The organism is Azospirillum sp. BE72 (assembly GCF_031455875.1).
GTDB lineage: Bacteria > Pseudomonadota > Alphaproteobacteria > Azospirillales > Azospirillaceae > Azospirillum.
In genome coordinates this window covers 120,755-137,211 of sequence record NZ_JAVDTO010000009.1, presented here as the reverse complement: position 1 = coordinate 137,211, position 16,457 = coordinate 120,755, and the positions used below count along the sequence as shown (strand labels likewise).

At 68.1% G+C, this 16,457-nt stretch carries 15 protein-coding genes; 6 read left to right on the top strand and 9 right to left on the bottom strand.

The features are described 5' to 3' along the window. Nucleotides 1-54: 54 nt before the first annotated feature. On the bottom strand, nucleotides 55-1,608 hold the full coding sequence (locus J2Y49_RS20885) for a DHA2 family efflux MFS transporter permease subunit (protein ID WP_310116869.1): 1,554 nt from the start codon (nucleotides 1,606-1,608) through the stop codon (nucleotides 55-57). 138 nt (nucleotides 1,609-1,746) lie between these two features. Next, nucleotides 1,747-2,856, bottom strand: a complete 1,110-nt coding sequence (locus J2Y49_RS20880) for an HlyD family secretion protein (protein WP_310116868.1) — start codon at nucleotides 2,854-2,856, stop codon at nucleotides 1,747-1,749. Between the two features lie 237 nt (nucleotides 2,857-3,093). On the opposite strand from J2Y49_RS20880, the gene J2Y49_RS20875 reads away from it, so the two are divergent. The 4 genes from J2Y49_RS20875 (at nucleotide 3,094) to J2Y49_RS20860 (ending at nucleotide 7,390) form a co-directional block, all read left to right on the top strand. Continuing rightward, entirely contained in the window at nucleotides 3,094-3,723 is a 630-nt protein-coding gene (locus tag J2Y49_RS20875; protein WP_310116867.1) for a TetR/AcrR family transcriptional regulator, read from the top strand. A 149-nt stretch (nucleotides 3,724-3,872) separates the two neighbouring features. Continuing rightward, on the top strand, nucleotides 3,873-5,066 hold the full coding sequence (locus J2Y49_RS20870) for a GGDEF domain-containing protein (protein WP_310116866.1): 1,194 nt from the start codon (nucleotides 3,873-3,875) through the stop codon (nucleotides 5,064-5,066). A gap of 205 nt (nucleotides 5,067-5,271) precedes the next feature. Then, nucleotides 5,272-6,438, top strand: a complete 1,167-nt coding sequence (rodA, locus tag J2Y49_RS20865) for a rod shape-determining protein RodA (RefSeq protein WP_310116865.1) — start codon at nucleotides 5,272-5,274, stop codon at nucleotides 6,436-6,438. A gap of 145 nt (nucleotides 6,439-6,583) precedes the next feature. Further along, entirely contained in the window at nucleotides 6,584-7,390 is an 807-nt protein-coding gene (locus J2Y49_RS20860) for a family 16 glycosylhydrolase (RefSeq protein WP_310116864.1), read from the top strand. A gap of 10 nt (nucleotides 7,391-7,400) precedes the next feature. Here the strand turns inward: J2Y49_RS20860 and J2Y49_RS20855 are convergent, their stop codons facing one another. From J2Y49_RS20855 to J2Y49_RS20840, 4 genes are all read right to left on the bottom strand, one after another. Further along, nucleotides 7,401-8,129 carry an ABC transporter ATP-binding protein gene (locus tag J2Y49_RS20855; protein WP_310116863.1) on the bottom strand — a complete coding sequence of 243 codons (729 nt, stop codon included), beginning with the start codon at nucleotides 8,127-8,129 and terminating at the stop codon, nucleotides 7,401-7,403. Between the two features lies 1 nt (nucleotide 8,130). Then, the gene (locus J2Y49_RS20850; protein ID WP_310116862.1) at nucleotides 8,131-9,150 is read right to left on the bottom strand and encodes a branched-chain amino acid ABC transporter permease; all 1,020 of its coding nucleotides are present in this window, start codon (nucleotides 9,148-9,150) and stop codon (nucleotides 8,131-8,133) included. Further along, nucleotides 9,147-10,016: a branched-chain amino acid ABC transporter permease gene (locus J2Y49_RS20845; protein WP_310116861.1), complete on the bottom strand. Its 870-nt coding sequence runs from the start codon at nucleotides 10,014-10,016 to the stop codon at nucleotides 9,147-9,149. The genes J2Y49_RS20850 and J2Y49_RS20845 overlap by 4 nt, the downstream gene beginning before the upstream one ends. Nucleotides 10,017-10,128: 112 nt before the next feature. Beyond that, on the bottom strand, nucleotides 10,129-11,118 hold the full coding sequence (locus J2Y49_RS20840) for a L,D-transpeptidase (protein WP_310116860.1): 990 nt from the start codon (nucleotides 11,116-11,118) through the stop codon (nucleotides 10,129-10,131). 190 nt (nucleotides 11,119-11,308) lie between these two features. On the opposite strand from J2Y49_RS20840, the gene J2Y49_RS20835 reads away from it, so the two are divergent. Then, nucleotides 11,309-12,586: a tetratricopeptide repeat protein gene (locus tag J2Y49_RS20835; RefSeq protein ID WP_310116859.1), complete on the top strand. Its 1,278-nt coding sequence runs from the start codon at nucleotides 11,309-11,311 to the stop codon at nucleotides 12,584-12,586. Nucleotides 12,587-12,635: 49 nt separating this feature from the next. Here the strand turns inward: J2Y49_RS20835 and J2Y49_RS20830 are convergent, their stop codons facing one another. From J2Y49_RS20830 to J2Y49_RS20820, 3 genes are read right to left on the bottom strand one after another with little or no spacing between them, the layout of a single operon-like run. Next, nucleotides 12,636-13,340, bottom strand: a complete 705-nt coding sequence (locus tag J2Y49_RS20830) for an ABC transporter ATP-binding protein (RefSeq protein WP_014188326.1) — start codon at nucleotides 13,338-13,340, stop codon at nucleotides 12,636-12,638. Nucleotides 13,341-13,396: 56 nt separating this feature from the next. After that, on the bottom strand, nucleotides 13,397-14,134 hold the full coding sequence (locus J2Y49_RS20825; RefSeq protein WP_310116858.1) for a sulfite exporter TauE/SafE family protein: 738 nt from the start codon (nucleotides 14,132-14,134) through the stop codon (nucleotides 13,397-13,399). 4 nt (nucleotides 14,135-14,138) lie between these two features. Further along, on the bottom strand, nucleotides 14,139-15,764 hold the full coding sequence (locus J2Y49_RS20820; protein ID WP_310116857.1) for an acyl-CoA synthetase: 1,626 nt from the start codon (nucleotides 15,762-15,764) through the stop codon (nucleotides 14,139-14,141). Between the two features lie 180 nt (nucleotides 15,765-15,944). Here J2Y49_RS20820 and J2Y49_RS20815 point away from each other — a divergent pair, with 180 nt between their 5' ends. After that, complete coding sequence (locus J2Y49_RS20815; protein ID WP_014188323.1) at nucleotides 15,945-16,454, top strand: RT0821/Lpp0805 family surface protein; 510 nt, start codon at nucleotides 15,945-15,947, stop codon at nucleotides 16,452-16,454. Nucleotides 16,455-16,457 lie beyond the last annotated feature (3 nt).

Here is a 16,457-nt window from a genome sequence, read left to right as displayed (position 1 = left end):
CAAGCTATAGCACAACCCGCGGGCGACAACCTACGGCGCTCGCCGGCCTCGCGTTCAGTGATCGGCCTTCACCGGCCCGCCCGGACGGCGCACCAGCGGCATGAACAGCAGCGCGCCGAAGAACACCGCCGACATCAGCAGCATGGCGTCGTTGAAGGTCAGGATCAACGCCTCGCGCTGGACCAGCCCGACCAACCGGGACATCGCCGCGGCAGTCGGATCGGCGACCAGCCCGTCGAAGCGTTGGCTGAGGTTGTCGACCATCTGCTGCACCTCCGGCCGGGCGAGGTTCACGTTGTCGCCCAGGCGGTTCAGGTGCAAGGCGTTGCGGTCGGTCAGCACCGTGTTGATCGCCGCCAGCCCGATGGCCCCGCCCAGGTTCCGCATCAAATTGTACAGGCCGGACGCGTTCTTCAGCTTGTCCGGCGGCAGGGTGCCCAGCGCCACGCTGTTGATCGGGATGAAGCACAGCATCAGCGACATGCCGCGCACCGCCTGCGGTACGAACAGCTCCCAGAATCCGGTCTCGGCGGTGAAGTGGCTGTTCATCCAGACGCCGCTGCCGAACAGGATCAGCCCCAGCGCCAGCATGGCGCGCAGGTCCATCCGCTTCGACAGTGCGCCGGCAATGGGGGCCGACAGGAACTGGAAAGCGCCGGTCACGAACATGATCTCGCCGATCTGCAGGCTGTTGAAGCCGCGCACGCGCGCCAGGAACAGCGGTTGCAGATAGACCGATCCGTAGAGCCCGATGCCGAGGATGAAGCTGTAGAGCGATCCGATGGCGAAATTCCGGTCGGCGAAGGCGCGCAGTTCCACGATGGGATTGCGGTAGGACAGCACCCGCCAGAAGAATCCGATGCCGCCGATCGCCGCCACGACGGCAAGCGCCAGAATGGCCTCGTCGTCGAACCAGTCGTTGCGCGGTCCTTCCTCCACCACATACTCCAGGCTGCCCAGGAATGTGGCCATCAGCAGCAGACCGGGGAAGTCGAAGCCCTTGCGCAATTCCGGATTGGGCCGGTCGACGTCCACCAGCAGCCAGACCAGCGAGGTCACGATGATGCCGGGGATCACGTTGGCCAGGAAGAGCCAGTGCCAGGACATGTGCTGGGTCAGATAACCGCCCAGCGTCGGGCCGATGGTGGGCGCCATGGTGGCGACCAGCCCCATCATCACCGACACGCCGGCCCGCTTTTCCGGCGGGAAGATCATGAAGCTGGTGGCGAAGACCGTCGGGATCATCGCCCCGCCGATGAAGCCCTGGAGCGCACGCCAGACGATCATCGATTCGATGCTGCCGGCGAAGGCGCAGGCGACGCTGGTCAGAGTGAAGCCGGCGGCCGCCACGGTGAACAGGATGCGCGTGGACATGATGCGCGACAGGATGCCCGACAGCGGGATCATCACGACCTCCGCGATCAGGTAGGAGGTCTGCACCCACGAGATCTCGTCGGAACTGGCCGCCAGCCCCGCCTGGATTTCCGACAGCGAGCTGGAGACGATCTGGATGTCCAGAATCGCCATGAACATGCCGACGACCATCGCGAAGAAGCCGACGATGTCGCGCGTGGTGAGCGGGCGCATGCCCTGGGCCGGAGTTGCCATGGAACCGCTGCCTTCGATCGCGGCCGACGGAATCCCGCCCGGGGATGGCTCCGGCCAAAACAGTGCTTGGATTGGTGACGGGGACGCCGCCCCAGAAGGGGGGAGGTGGGCGGCGTCCCCGCCGGACCGTGGCCGCCGTTACCTGGCGGCCACCGCCTGCTTGTCGGCGAGCGCGCCGAACACGCCGCCGGAGGTCACATGCGGCAGGGCGTCGGCACCGCGGGTGTCGACCTCCGCCACTACCGACAGGCCGGGGCGCAGCAGGCCGGCCAGCGCGTTGTCGCGCGGCAACGCGATGCGCACTGGAACGCGCTGGACGATCTTGGTGAAGTTGCCGGTCGCGTTCTCCGGCGGCAGCAGCGAGAATTTCGAGCCCGAGGCCGGGGCGAAGCTCTCAACCGTTCCCTCCAGGTGGCGGTCGGGGAAGGCGTCGACCGAGATGCTGACATGCTGGCCGGGGCGCATGCGCGACAACTGGGTCTCCTTGAAGTTGGCGACCACATAGACGTCGGGCAGCGGAACCAGCGACAGCAGTTGCACGCCCGGCCGGGCATACTGGCCGATTTGGACGCCGCGGTTGCCGACCACGCCGTCGACCGGCGCCCGCACCACGGTGTTCTCCAGGTCGATGCGCGCGGTCCGCAGCGTCGCCTCCGCCTGGGCCAGATGGGCCTCCGTCTCGGTCCGGGTGGCGCGCAGGACGTTGACCTGCTCGTTCTCCGCGGCGAGCGCCGCCCGCGACTTGGCGACCTGCGCCACCGCCTTGCGCAGGTCGGCGTCGGCGGTTTCCAGCTTCTGGCGGCTTGTCCAGCTGTCGTTGGCGAGCGACCGGCTGCGCTCGAACTCCTGCTGGGCGCGGCGCTGCTCGGCCTCAGCGCTCGCCAGCGTGGCGGCGGCCTGGTCGATCACCGTGCGCTGCAGCTCCAGCTTGCTGTCCAGCGTGCCGAGTGCAGCCCGCTGGGCCGTCACCGCGGCTTCGGCTTCCGCCACCTTGGCACGGAAGTCCTGGTCGTCCAGCACCGCCAGCACGTCGCCGGCCCGGACCAGTTGGTTTTCGGCGGCCTTCACGTCCCGGACATAGGCGGAGACCTTCGGGCTGACCACGGTGATGTCGCTCTGCACATAGGCGTTGTCGGTCGATTCCATGAACCGGCCTTCCCGCCACCATTGTTCGCCGGCGACGGCGCCGCCGGCCAGCACGGCCAGCGCGACACCCGACAGCACGATCTTCCGCACGCCATTCGCCATTGTCTCTATCCCCAATCCACCGCGGTCCAAGCCCCCCTTTTCCGGATTGCGCTCTTGCCGGCGCCACGGAAAAGAAACTGAACCGTTCAGTTTAGTCTTGCCGGAAGATGGCGGAGGGGCTATCTCATGTCAAGACCGAACTGAACGGTTCAGTTTTTGAAAACAGCGTGTCTGGGGGCTTGTCGGGCGATGCGGAACGCGGTAGGGGCCAGGAACATGGACTCAGGCGAGGCGCGTATGACCACCTTGGTTGCCCCCACTCCCGAAGCAGGTTCCAAGCCGGCCCAGATCATGGAGGCCGCGGGCGCCCTGTTCCTGGAGCATGGCTACAGCGCCGTCAGCATGGATGCGGTCGCCAAAAAGGCGAACGTGTCCAAGGCCACGCTGTACGCGCATTTCGGCAGCAAGGAAGAGCTGTTCCGGGCTATGGTCGCCTGCGAATGCGCCAATTCGGTCATGGCCGGCATTTGGGGCGAGGCGATGCGCCTGCCGGCTACCGAAGGGCTGCGGCTGATCGGACGGACTTTCGTCCGCTTCATCGCCTCGCCCAAAGCGCTGGGGCTCTACCGCATGGTGCTGGGCGAGGTGCTGCGCCAGCCCCAGCTTGCCCAGGCCTTCTACGAGAGCGGCCCGGCCGAGACGTTCCAGCGTGCCCGCCAGTTCATGGCCCACGCCGCCGGCAAGGGCGAATTGGCGATCACCGACTTCGATCTCGCCACCCATCAGTTCTTCGGCCTGCTGAAGGCGAACATGCACATGAAACTGCTGCTGTGCCTCAGCGAGCGGCCGGGCGACGAGGAACTGGAACGCTTCGTCGATGCAGCGGTCGACCTGTTCGTGAAGGGCTATGCGCCGGACAAGCGGTGAGCTCTCGCCGCGGACGTCCTCGATAACAATGGATCGGCAATAGCGAGAACTCCCGATCCAGAGTTCGCTGCGCGCGCCTTGTCAGCGCCATAGAGTTCGTATAGCGTGCCAACGACATACTGACGTAATGGGGCGTGGCTGACCGGCGGATGAATTTCGACACGACCTTCATCGCGCAGGTGATCACCGTCATCGGCTTTGCGGTGGGCCTGTCCATTGTCGTGGCGTCCGGCCGCTATCCGCGCCACATCCGCAATTCACTGCGCGCCTATGCCTACGGCAAGTTCCTGCTGGGCTCGGCATTTCTCATCGCCGGCCTGCGCGGCGGCGGAACGCCGGAACTGTTCATCCCGCTCGCCAACGGAATCGGGCTCGCCGGGCTGACGTTGAACTACACCTGCGTCCGCCATCTGCAGAATCGGCCGGTCTGGCCGTTCGCGCCGGTGGCGGTAGGGGGGGCCGTTGCGCTCTGCTGCCTGCTGCTGCTCCTGACCGGCAGTGATCTGTCCGCGGTCCGCACGCTGGTCAGTTTCGCGGCCTCCGCCGTTCTGCTGGTCATCACCTTCGAAGTGCTGGTCCGCTACGAGCACCGCGGCGTTCCGCATCATGTCACCGGCCTGCTGTCGGCCGCGCTCGCTGTCGTCTACCTGGTCCGCATGGGGGCCGGCCTCAGCCAGGAGGCGCCGCTCGGCCATCTCGTCGACGACACTGTGGAGCGTGCGACCTTCCTTCTGTCCCTGCTGGGCACGGTGATCGGCGCCATCAACTACATCCTGATGGCCAGTGACGAGTTCAACCGCGAACTGACCAAGCTTGCCCACACCGATGGGCTGACCGGCGCCCTCAACCGCCGCCGCCTGTTCGAACTGGGCGAGATCGAGTTCCGCCGCGCCCGCCGGTATGGTCGGGATCTGACAGTGCTGACCCTGGACATCGACCGCTTCAAGGCGATCAACGACCGGGCCGGCCATCCCTTCGGCGACAGGGTGATCCAGGCGGTGACCGATTGCTGCGTCGGCCAGCTCCGGCAGGAGGATTCGATCGGCCGCATGGGCGGGGAGGAGTTCGCCATCCTGCTGCCCGAAACCGGGGCCGCGGCCGGCCGGATGCTGGCGGAACGGCTGCGCAGCGCCATCGAGCGCCAGTTGGCGGCATTGGGCGCCGAGGGCGGGGTGACCGTGACCTGCAGCATCGGCGGCGTCAGCATGACGCGGGAACACAGCCAGTTCTCCGACCTGATCGCCCAGTCCGACAGTGCGCTCTACGATGCCAAGAACGGCGGCCGCAACCAGGTCCGTTTCTTCCCGGCCGCAGCGTTGCGCACGGCGGCGATCATTGCCTGAGCCGGCACACTGTCATCTTTTCCTGCCACCTTCCCCTGCCACCCTCCCCTACCCCGGGGCCGATAGCGGTTAGAAAAATCGGCCGGCGTACCGGCCGGCTTTACCCGCGAAGCGGCTTGCCGCATTATCCGCCCCGGTCACCTCCGGCCGGCCGCCGGAGCTGATCCGGCACTGTCCCCTTTCCCGGCAACATCGGCGTACGGTCGTGGTTCTTTCCCATCTCGGCTCTGGCAGTCTGGAGCCGCAGCGGTCGCAGCTGACGCTCGGCACCAAGTTCAGGCTCATCAACTGGGGGCTGGTCCTGCTGATCTGCACGATCACCGGGGTCGGTGTCGGGCTGCTCTATTCCGCCGCCGGCGGCCACTGGAAGCCCTGGGCCCAGCCGCAGTTGGTCCGCGCCATACCCGGCTTCGTCCTGATGCTGGGCATCGCGCTGGTGGACATCCGGCACCTGATGAAGTCGGCCTACATCATCTTCTTCATCGTGCTGTGCCTGCTGGTCGCGGTGGAACTGATGGGCCGCATCGGCATGGGCGCACAGCGCTGGATCGACCTCGGCTTCTTCCAGCTTCAGCCGTCGGAACTGATGAAGCCGGCGCTGACGCTGGCGCTCGCCCGTTATTTCCACGGGGTGACCCTGGACCAGATCGGCCGTCCGCTGTTGCTGATCCCGCCCTTGCTGCTGGTCTTCACGCCGGTCGCCCTCGTGCTGATGCAGCCGAACCTGGGCACCTCGCTGCTGCTGATCCTGGGCAGCGGCGCCGTGTTCTTCGCCGCCGGCGTGCGGGTGTGGAAGTTCCTGGTGGTGATCGGCGGCGGCCTCGGCGCCATCCCCATCGCCTGGGAGTTCCTGCACGACTACCAAAAGCAGCGCGTCTACACCTTCCTGGACCCGGAAACCGATCCGCTCGGCGCCGGCTACAACATCCTGCAGTCGAAGATCGCGCTGGGGTCCGGCGGAATGTTCGGAAAGGGATTCATGTCCGGCTCGCAGAGCCAGCTGATGTTCCTGCCGGAAAAGCACACCGACTTCATCTTCGTCGTGCTGGCCGAGGAATTCGGGATGGTCGGGGCGCTGACCCTGCTGGCGCTCTATCTGCTGCTGTTCATCTATGGCTGGGTCATCGCACTGAACAGCCGCAGCCAGTTCGGCCGGCTGGTGGCGGTCGGCATGACCGCGCAGTTCTTCCTCTACGTCTTCGTCAATGTGGCGATGGTGATGGGGCTGATCCCGGTGGTCGGCATCCCGTTGCCGCTGGTGTCCTATGGCGGGTCGGCGATGATGACGCTTATGGTGGGCGTCGGCCTGCTGTTGAGCATGTCGGTTCACCGCGACGTGCGCATCCCGAAGAGCGGCGTCACCGACGACTGAGGACCGATGATTATCGGCGGAGGTAAGTCCGCCGGAGGCGGCCATCCCCCGCCCGCATGGTTGCCGCCCCGCCCCGCCCTCGCGATATGGGGGTGTGGGCCGACCGAAATTGCGCGCCGGCCCGTTTGCAGCGGGAGGATCAGCCATGCGCAACGACGCCACCGGACGGGGCAGGCGGAAAGCGGCCATCATCGCCACCTTCATTGCCGGCGGGCTTTCGGCCCTGCTGGCCGGTGCTGGCGGACCGGCGCTGGCCGATGGCCTGTTCAGCCACCTCGGCGGCAGTTTCAGCGAAAAGTCGGGGAAGTTCGAGGCCTCGCGCTGGCAGCGCTCCGATGGCTGGAAGGCCGGCGGGCACATGAACTGCAGCTGGAACCGGGCCAATGTCACGTTGGAGAAGGGGCATCTCGCCCTGTCGGTCAGCGACCAGTTCAGCGGCCGGGACCGCTATTCCTGCGGCGAGTATTCCACCCACCGCTTCTACGGCTACGGCAGCTATGCGGTGTCTCTGAAGGCGGTGAAGGCGGATGGGGTGATGACCTCGGTCTCGCACTACACCGGCCCGCCCTTCGGCGATCCCTGGGACGAGATCACCTTCGGCATCGCCGGCAAGGACACAACCAAGCTGGAGATCAGCTGGGTCGCCAACGGCGTCGGGCACCGCAACACGGTGGTCGATCTCGGGTTCGACGCCGCCAAGGGCTTCCACAGCTACGGCTTCGACTGGAAACCCGACGGCATCGTCTGGACGGTCGACGGCAAGCCGGTGCACCAGGTCACGGCCAAGGAGGGAGAGCTTCTGCCGCGCATGCCGGGGCGGCTGATGCTGCGCTTCTGGAGCGCGTCGGGCGATACCGAATGGCTGCGCCGCTTCACCTATCCCGGCCATCCGCTGACCGCCGAGGTCGCCGCCGTCAGCTATCGCGAAGACCCGTCGAACCTCAGCAATTGATCGGAAGTCGTCAGTCCAGCGCCTCGGCTCCCAGGTAGGATTCGACCACGCGGGGGTCGGCCACGACCTCCGCCGGGGCGCCGTCGGCGATCTTCTCGCCATGGTCCAGCACGACGACGCGGTCGGACAGCGCCATCACCGCGCGCATCACATGCTCGATCATCAGGATCGTCAGGCCTTCGCGGCGGTTCAGGTCGCGCAGGACCCCGACCATGCGGTCGACCTCCGTCGGACGGAGCCCGGCCAGCACCTCGTCCAGCAGAAGCAGGGTCGGACGGGTTGCCAGCGCGCGGGCGACCTCCAGCCGCTTGCGGTCGGGCAGCGTCAGGCTGCGTGCCGGCCGGTTGGCCTGATCGGCCAGTTCCAGCCGCTCCAGCACGGCGCGGGCCTGAAGCCGCGCGGTCTCGACCGACCTCTCGCGGGCCAGTGCGCCGACGACGACATTCTCCTCCACCGTCAGCTGGCCGAAAGGCTTGACGATCTGGAAGGTGCGGCCGATCCCGGCGGCGCAGACCTGATTGGGCTTCATCCCGGTCAGGGAGCGGCCCTTCAGCGTGACGCGCCCCTCGTCGGGCGGAAAGACGCCGGCGATCAGGTTGAAGGTGGTGGTCTTGCCGGCGCCGTTTGGGCCGATCAGGGCGAGGATGCGCCCCTCCGGCACGGTGAAGCTGACGTCGGCGACCGCCTTCAGCCCGCGAAAGCGCTTTGACAGGCCCTCGACCTCGAGCAGTGCGGTCATCTCAGGCGCCCTCCCCCGGCTGGCGGACAAGACGCAGGCGGCGGGCCAGCCAGGGCCACACGCCCTCCGGCCGGAACACCACGATCACCACCAGCGCCACGCCGTAGAACAGTTGCTTCAGCCCCGGCAGGTCCAGCCCGCCGGCCTCGATCAGGAAGGTCAGCAATTCGCCCAGCGGCGTCAGGATGAAGGCGCCCAGGATCGGGCCGACCAGCGTGCCGATGCCGCCGACGATGGCCGGCAGGATGATCTCGATGGAGCGGCCCATGGAGAAGACCTGCTCCGGGAACAGGTTGTTGAAGTAGAAGGCCTGGAACACCCCGCCCAGTGCGGTCAGGGCGGCCGACACCGCCACCGCGGTCATGCGGGCGCGGAACAGGTCGACGCCCGACGCCTCCGCCGCATCCGGCTCCTCCCGCACAGCCAGCCACTGGTAGCCGAGCCGGCTGTGCAGCAGCACGCGCGACAGGACCAGCGCGCCCAGCACCAGCGCCAGCGCCACATAGTAGAACAGCAGGGGCGAACCGCGCAGGTTCAGCGGATCGCTCGCCCCCGCCTCCACCGGCAGGAAGAAGCCGCCGGAGCCGCCGACCCAGGTGATGTGGTCGAAGCCGATGCGCGCCACCTCGGCGAAGGCGATGGTCAGCAGGGCGAAATGCACGCCCTTCACCCCGAAGCGGAAGCCCAGGAAGCCGATGATGCAGCCGGCCGCCACCGAGACCAGCATCGCCAGCACCATGCCGGCCCACGGCCCGATGCCGAAATGCACGAACAGCGCGGCGCTGACATAGGCGCCCAGTCCGACATACAGCGCGTGCCCCAGCGACAGCAGGCCGGAAAAGCCCATCATCACGTTCCAGGCCTGCCCGACATAGGCGAACCACAGCACCGTGGTCAGCACCGACACCAGATAGCGGTCGGCGACGAGGGGGGCCACCGCCAGCCCCAGCGCCGTCAGGGCCAGCAGGATCATCCCGCGGCCCGTCACTCCCGAAAAAGCCACTCCCGACAGGCCGATCATGACCGTTTCCCCAACAGCCCTTGCGGGCGCAGCAGCAGAACCACGATCAGCACCCCGTAGCTGAACAGGGATTTCAGGGACGGCGTCAGCAGGAAGCCGGCCAGCGCCTCCGACATGCCGATCAGCACGCCGCCCAGCAGCGCGCCGGGCAGGCTGCCCAGCCCGCCGACGATGACGATGATGAAGCTGAGCAGCGTGTATTCCGGCGCCAGCTGCGGCCGGGCATCGACCAGCAGCGTCATCAGCGCGCCGGCCACCCCGACCACCGCGGCGCCGATGCCGAAGGTGAGCGCATAGAGCCCGTCGATGTTCAGCCCGACCACACGGGCGCCCAGCGGGTTGTCGGCGCAGGCGCGGATCGCCTTGCCGGTGCGGCTGAAGCGGAAGAAGGCGAACAGCGCCGCCGCCACGACGATCGCCGCCGCCCCGGCGCGCAGCCGCACGGCATCCAGCAGCATCGGCCCGATCTCCACCGTGTCGAAACTGTAGGGCACCTGCACGTTGCGGGCGTCCGGGCCGAACAGCATCAGCATGGCGTTGACCAGGATGGTGGCGATACCCAGCAGCAGGATGAACTGCATGTGCTCCGGCCGCTCGACGAACTTGTTCACCAGTCCGCGCTGCAGGAGCCAGCCGGAGGCGAACAGAAGCGCCGCCATGACCGGCGCCGACAGCAGCGGGTCCAACCCCCACCATCCGCCCAGCAGCACGGCGCCGTACATGCCCGCCACCATCATCTCGCCATGGGCGAAGTTGACGACGCGCACCACGCCGAAGATGACCGATAGCCCAAGCGCCGCCAGCCCATAGACCAGGCCGGTCAGCAGCCCGGAGGCCGCGATGTTCAGATAATAGTCGATCGGCATGGGTGGCGGATTGTCCGAACGGTGAGGTTCTGCGGGTTAGCAGCCCAAGGGGGATGCAGGCAAGTCAGAATGACGATGCCGCCGTGCGATTCGACCGTTCCGACAGGTGAACCTATGGCCGGGCCGCCATACGTGCACCGCCGCGCAACGCCGCGATCCGCTCCGACACGTCGTCAAGCCGGCGGTCGAGCGCGGTGGTCAGGCAGGATCGCGCCGATGCTGCGACATCCGGGTCGCCTTCCGTCCCGCTGCGGATCCAGCAAAGCGCCGCGATCCTCTCGTGGAAGCGCCGTTCCTCCTGGATCAGGTCGTAGGCCGCGGCGGCGCGGGCGGCCGGATCGGCGATGCCGGCCAGGAACCGCTCCTGCGCCCCGCGGGCACGGCCGTCCAGCAAGGCAAGCGCCGGCACATCGCAGATCATCCGCCTGAGCGGCGCCGTGACCGTTGGGCAGCGCGGATCGGCCACCGGCTGGGGTGGCGGCTCTGGGATCGGCAACGGCTTCGGCGGCTGCCGTGTGGTTGGCGGTGCGGCACTGACCGCGACGGGAAGCGTCCTTGCCAGCTGAGCAGCCGTTGGTTTCGGCGGGCTTCCCCCCAGCGAGCCCCGCACCACACGCACCGGGGTCCCCACCTCTGCGGCGGCGAAGACGGTTTCGATGTCGGCGGGCAGCATGCGGAAACAGCCGCCGCTGGCCTGCCGTCCCACCGAGTCCGGATCGTTGGTGCCGTGGATGGCGATGGCCGTCCAGCCGAGGTCGAGCGCGAATCTGCCCAGCGGGTTGTTCGGTCCCGGCGGCACCGCCCGCGGCAGCGACGGCTTCTCGCGCCGCTGGTTGGCGGTCGGCCTCCAGGTCGGGTCGCGGCGCTTGCGCATGATGGTGCTGTCGCCGAGGGGAATCGGAACGCCGGGGCGGCCGATGGCCACCGGAAAGCTGCGGGTCGTGCCGTCCGCTCCGGTCAGGTACAGCCGGCGGTCGACCAGGCTGATGGCGATCGACGGACCATCGCCTGCGATCTCCCCCGCTGCCTGGGCAACACTCTGTGCCGCCGCCGGCGCCATCGGCACGCCGATGGCGATGCAAAGGGCGGCAAGACCCCACAAAATGCACCGTGCCGGGATGGGGCCGAGGGTTGTTGTCGGACGTGGGGTGGCGCCTTGGCCGCCGCCTCCCCGAATGGTCGTAGATCCACGCATGCGGAAAGTTGATCGCGTGTTTCCTAAAACAGGGTAAACAGCAGGGGACGACGGCTTCCGGGGGATGGAGGCCGCCCCGACAGCAAGGACGTGCATCATGGACCAGATCGAGCAGACGTTGGCCGTCGCGACGGAACATCACCGCGCCGGCCGCACCGCGGAGGCGGAGCGCCTGTACCGCGACGTGCTGGACGCGTCGCCCGGCCATCCGGACGCCCTGCATCTGCTGGGGGTCATCGCCCTGCAATCCGGCCGGGCGGAGGAGGCGGTGGACCGCATCGCCCAGGCCGTGGCCGGCGACGACGGCTCTCCCCTGTTCCATGCCAATCTGGGCCACGCCCTGCACGCTTGCGGACGACAGCGCGAGGCGGCACTGAGTTTCGCGCGCGCGCTCAGCCTGCTGACCAACGAGGGAGAGGGCTGGGGCAATGTCGGGGCGCTGGCCAACCTGATCCGCCGTTACGACGACGACATCCGTGCCGCGGCGGCGGAGGAGGTCGATGCCCGCTATGCCATGGGCGACGTGATGCGGCGCCAGTCGCTGCTGTTCCTGTTGACCGGGGACATCGCCCACTACCGCGTTCTGGTCGGCGCGGTGCTGGACGATCCCCTTCGCTTCTCCGTGCCGTCGCTGCATTACGCCTACTGGGGCATCGCCATGCGGCTGTTCCAGGACGATGTCCGCAAGGGTGACGTCGGCGCCTTCACCAATGGCGAGTTCCGCCGCTTCTACCGCCTGCTGGTGGAGGAGACGGCGCGCCGCTATGGACTGGAACCCAAGCTGCGCAGAACCGCCCCGCGCGCCGAGGTGAAGCGCGTGGTGCTGATCACCAACCAGATGCTGGGCGAGGGGCACCAGCCCACCGCCGACGCCTTCGATTACGCCCGCCGCCTACAGGACGGCCAGGGCTGCGAGGTGCTGATCCTGAACCCCAACGCCATGGCGGTGTCGGGCGAGAACGGCTTCGTCCCGGAGTACAGCTACAACATCACCGAGGAGTATGACGGGGAGCAGACCATCGCCGCCCACGGTGCTGCGGTGCGCATGCTGTCCTTCCCCCGGCCCCGGTTCGACGAGGAAAAGCTGACCGCCATCGTCGACGCGGTGGAGCGATTCGATCCCGACGTGATCATCGCCTTCGGCGGTTCCAACACCGTGGCCGACCTGTTCGCGCGCAGCCGTCCGGTGGTGTTCCTGCCAACCTCCAGCGGCCTGCCGGCCTCGCTCGCCACGATTCTGCTGGGCTACGCGCCGGAGGACAGCGCCGCCGATTGGCCGGACGAGGCGCGGGCGCGCTTCCGCCCCTTCTCCTTCGGCTCCCGCTCGGTGGAGAAGCTGCTGGACTATGCCCGTGAGGCACAGGGGCTGTTCTGACGAAGCGGCTACGGGCGGCGGACGGGGGCCATAGCACCCCCCTCCTCCGTTACAGTCCCAGATACGCCTGCTTCACCGCCGGATCGGCCAGCAGCGCCTCGCCGCTTCCCGACAGCACCACCCGGCCGTTCTCCAGCACATAGGCCTGCCCGGCGATCCGCAGCGAAGCGGCGACATTCTGTTCGACCAGGATGATCGTCATTCCGTCGGCCGCCAGCGCGCGGATGATGCGGAACAGTTCCTGCACCAATGCCGGCGACAGGCCGAGCGACGGTTCGTCGAACATGATCAGGTCAGGCTTGCCCATCAGGCAGCGGCCGATCGCCAGCATCTGCTGCTCGCCGCCGGACAGGGTGCCGGCGGCCTGGTCCAGCCGCTCGCGCAGGCGGGGGAACAGGTCGAGCACGCGGTCGTAGGTCTGCCGGGCGGTGGCGCGGGCCCGCGGGATGACAGCGCCCATCTCCAGATTCTCCCGCACACTGAGGCTGGGGAAAATCTGCCGGCCTTCGGCGACCTGCCCGATGCCGAGATCGCAGACGACATGGCTGGGCAGGCCGGCGATCTCGCGGTCCTTGAAGCGGATGCTTCCGCGCGCCGGCTTCAGGATTCCGGCGATGGCGCGGATCAGCGAGGTCTTGCCCGCCCCATTGGCGCCGACGATGGCGGTGGTCGCCCCCGCCGCCACCTGCAGCGTGACGCCGTCGAGCGCCTGGGCGTCACCATAGTACAGGTCGAGGTCGGAAACGGTCAGCATGGCAACGGATCCGGTCGCAGCAGGGCCAAAGGCGGGTGGCGCCCTCTATAGCGCGATCATTTCAGGAAGAACACCGCGCTCATCACCAGCCCGACGGCGATGATGCCCGTGCGCAGCACCGGCTTCGGGATCTTCCGCCCGACCCGCGCGCCGACATAGCCTCCGGCCACCGCCGCCACCGTCATCAGCAACGCTTCCCTCCACTCCACCGCCCCGCCGGCCGCATAGGCCACCACCGCGATGGCGGTCAGGACGGCCGAGAACAGGTTCTTCAGCCCGTTCATGGCGTTCAAATCGGTCATCCCGAACAGGCTGAGCTGCGCCAGAAGCAGGATGCCGAGGCCTCCGTTGAAATAGCCGCCATAGACCGACACCGCGAACAGCGTGCCCAGCATCGCCCCGTTGCCGTGCAGGCCGAGGCTGCGCAGTCGCTGCGCCAGCATGTTGCCGAAGGCGAACAGACCGGTCGCCAGCAGCAGCAGCCACGGGACGATGTCGCGGAACACCGAATCCGGCGTCACCAGCAGCAGGCCCGCCCCGGCCAGTCCGCCGACGAGGCTGACCACGGACAGCAGCGGCAGGCTGAGGTTGCCGATCGGCGTCAGATCCTGCCGGTAGCCGTAGACTCCGCTGGCATAGCCGGGCAACAGGGCCACCGTGCCGGTGGCGTTGGCGGCGACCGGCGGCACCCCGGCGTAGATCAGGGCCGGCAGGGTCAGGAAACTGCCCCCGCCGGCAACGGCATTCATCGCTCCGGCCAGAAAAGCCGCAGCCAATAAAATCAGTTCTATCATGATATTACGAGCGGTTCCTCAACTCCCGGCGGATGATCTTGCCGGTGGTGGTCATGGGCAGGCTTTCGAGAAATTCGATGGCTCGGGGATATTCATGGGCGGCCAGCCGCGTCTTCACATGCTCCTGAATCGAGGCGACGAGCGCGTCGTCCGCCGTCACCCCCTCCCGCAGCACGACGAAGGCCTTGACGATCTCCGTGCGCAACGGGTCGGGCACGCCGACCACCGCCGCCATGCGGACGGCGGGATGGCCGATCAGGCAATCCTCGATCTCGCCGGGACCGATGCGGTAGCCGGCCGAGGTGATGACGTCGTCGTCGCGCCCGACGAAGCGGATGTAGCCGTCCTCGTCCACCTCCCCCTGGTCGCCGGTGACCAGCCAGTCGCCCCCTTCTCCGACGAACTTGGCGGCGGTGGCGTCCGGGTTGTTCCAGTAGCCGAGGAACATCACCGGGTCCGGCCGGCGCACCGCGATCAGGCCGATCCGCCCCGGCGGCAGACGGTTCCCCTCACCGTCGATCACCGCAACGTCATGGCCGGGCACCGGCCGGCCCATGATGCCCGGCTTCGGCGCCATCAGCGTGGCGGCCGAGGAGACGATCATGTTGCACTCGGTCTGGCCGTAGAACTCGTTGATGGTGACGCCGAAGGTCTCGCGCCCCCAGTCGAGCAGCCCGCCACCCAAGGTCTCGCCGCCGCTGGCGACGGAGCGCATGGCGATGGCGTGGCGTGTCCGTGGGGCCTTCACCGACCGCATCATCTTCAGCGCCGTCGGCGGCAGGAAGGCGTTGCGCACCTGGAACTCGGCCAGCAGGGCGAAGGCGGCCTCCGCATCGAACTTCTCGAAGCGGTGGGACACGACCGTCACCCCATGGTGCCAGGCCGGCAGCAGCACATCGAGCAGCCCGCCGATCCACGCCCAGTCCGCCGGCGTCCAAATGCGGTCGCCCGGCTGCGGGAACAGGTCGTGCGACATCTCCACGCCCGGCAGATGGCCCAGCAGCACCCGGTGCGCATGCAGCGCCCCCTTCGGTTGGCCGGTGGTGCCGGAGGTGTAGATGATCAGGGCCGGGTCGTCGGGACCGGTATCCGCCGGGGTGAAGTCGTCCGACGCCGCGTCGCACAGCGCGTGCCAGTCAAGGCAGCCGGGCCCCGACCCGTCGATGCGGAAGACCGCGCGCAATTCCGGCAGGCGATCGCGGATCTGGGCGATCTTCGCCGCGCCGGCTGCATCGGTCACCACCGCGCGGGCGCCGCAATTGGCCAACCGGTACTCCAGCGCCTCCACCCCGAACAGCGAGAACAGCGGCACCGCGATGCCGCCCAGCTTGTAGACGGCGACATGGCTGACCGCGGTTTCCGGTGCCTGGGGCAGCAGGATGCCGACCCGGTCGCCGCGTCCGATACCCTGGGCGGCGAGCGCGGTGGCGAAGCGGTTGGACAGGGCGCGGATGTCGGCGAAGCGGTATTCCTCCACCCCGCCGTCGCGCCGCTTGTGGATCAGGGCGATGCGGTCCGGCTCGGACTCCGCCCAGCGGTCGCAGACGTCGACGCCGATGTTGTAGCGATCGGGGACGCGCCAGGCGAAGGCGCGGGACACCCCTTCATAGCTGTCCGCGTTGGGCAGCATGTTCGTTCCCTCCCAAGGGCTTGTCATTGGTTCCTTTGCGGAACCGTTGACCCGATCATAGGGGCAAGCGAGGCACCGCGTCACGCACCGGGAATAAGTCGCGGGTCTGCCATGTTGATGGCGTCAGGAACGAACGGTTTCGTGCCGATCCGAACAGGACCCAACAGGACGAGAGCCACCATGAAAGCCAGCCCCTTCCTTGCCGCCGCGCTGTCCGCCAGCCTGCTCGCGGCCCCGCTTGCCGGCTGCGCCCAGCCCGGCTACGGCGACTCCTATGGCGGCGTCAGCGCCAACAAGCAGACGGCCGGCACCGTGCTGGGCGGCGTGGTCGGCGGTCTGGCCGGCTCTCGCTTCGGCGGCGGCAGCGGCAAGCTGGTGGCGGTCGGCGTCGGAACGCTGCTGGGCGCGGCTCTGGGCAGTGCCGCGGGCGCCTCGCTCGACCGTGCTGACCAGACCTACGCCCAGCAGGCAGCGGTCAACGCCTACAGCGCCCCTACCGGCAGCACCGTGCGCTGGAACAATCCGGATACCGGCAATTACGGCAGCTACACGCCGGTGCGCGAGGGCACCGGGCCGCAGGGCCAGCTCTGCCGCGAATACCAAACCACCATCGTGGTCCAGGGCCGCACCCAGCAGGGCTTCGGCACCGCCTGCCAGCAGGGCGACGGAACCTGGCGCGTGGTCAGCTGACGG

Bases quoted from the DNA above. Each gene is read 5' to 3' on its own strand.
- J2Y49_RS20845 (WP_310116861.1), bottom strand. From the start codon at position 10,016: ATGCCGATCGACTATTATCTGAACATCGCGGCCTCCGGGCTGCTGACC.
- J2Y49_RS20820 (WP_310116857.1), bottom strand. From the start codon at position 15,764: ATGCTGCCCAACGCGGACAGCTATGAAGGGGTGTCCCGCGCCTTCGCC.
- J2Y49_RS20860 (WP_310116864.1), top strand. From the start codon at position 6,584: ATGCGCAACGACGCCACCGGACGGGGCAGGCGGAAAGCGGCCATCATC.
- J2Y49_RS20870 (WP_310116866.1), top strand. From the start codon at position 3,873: ATGAATTTCGACACGACCTTCATCGCGCAGGTGATCACCGTCATCGGC.
- J2Y49_RS20835 (WP_310116859.1), top strand. From the start codon at position 11,309: ATGGACCAGATCGAGCAGACGTTGGCCGTCGCGACGGAACATCACCGC.
- J2Y49_RS20875 (WP_310116867.1), top strand. From the start codon at position 3,094: ATGACCACCTTGGTTGCCCCCACTCCCGAAGCAGGTTCCAAGCCGGCC.
- J2Y49_RS20830 (WP_014188326.1), bottom strand. From the start codon at position 13,340: ATGCTGACCGTTTCCGACCTCGACCTGTACTATGGTGACGCCCAGGCG.
- J2Y49_RS20850 (WP_310116862.1), bottom strand. From the start codon at position 9,150: ATGATCGGCCTGTCGGGAGTGGCTTTTTCGGGAGTGACGGGCCGCGGG.
- J2Y49_RS20880 (WP_310116868.1), bottom strand. From the start codon at position 2,856: ATGGCGAATGGCGTGCGGAAGATCGTGCTGTCGGGTGTCGCGCTGGCC.
- J2Y49_RS20855 (WP_310116863.1), bottom strand. From the start codon at position 8,129: ATGACCGCACTGCTCGAGGTCGAGGGCCTGTCAAAGCGCTTTCGCGGG.
- J2Y49_RS20825 (WP_310116858.1), bottom strand. From the start codon at position 14,134: ATGATAGAACTGATTTTATTGGCTGCGGCTTTTCTGGCCGGAGCGATG.
- J2Y49_RS20885 (WP_310116869.1), bottom strand. From the start codon at position 1,608: ATGGCAACTCCGGCCCAGGGCATGCGCCCGCTCACCACGCGCGACATC.
- J2Y49_RS20815 (WP_014188323.1), top strand. From the start codon at position 15,945: ATGAAAGCCAGCCCCTTCCTTGCCGCCGCGCTGTCCGCCAGCCTGCTC.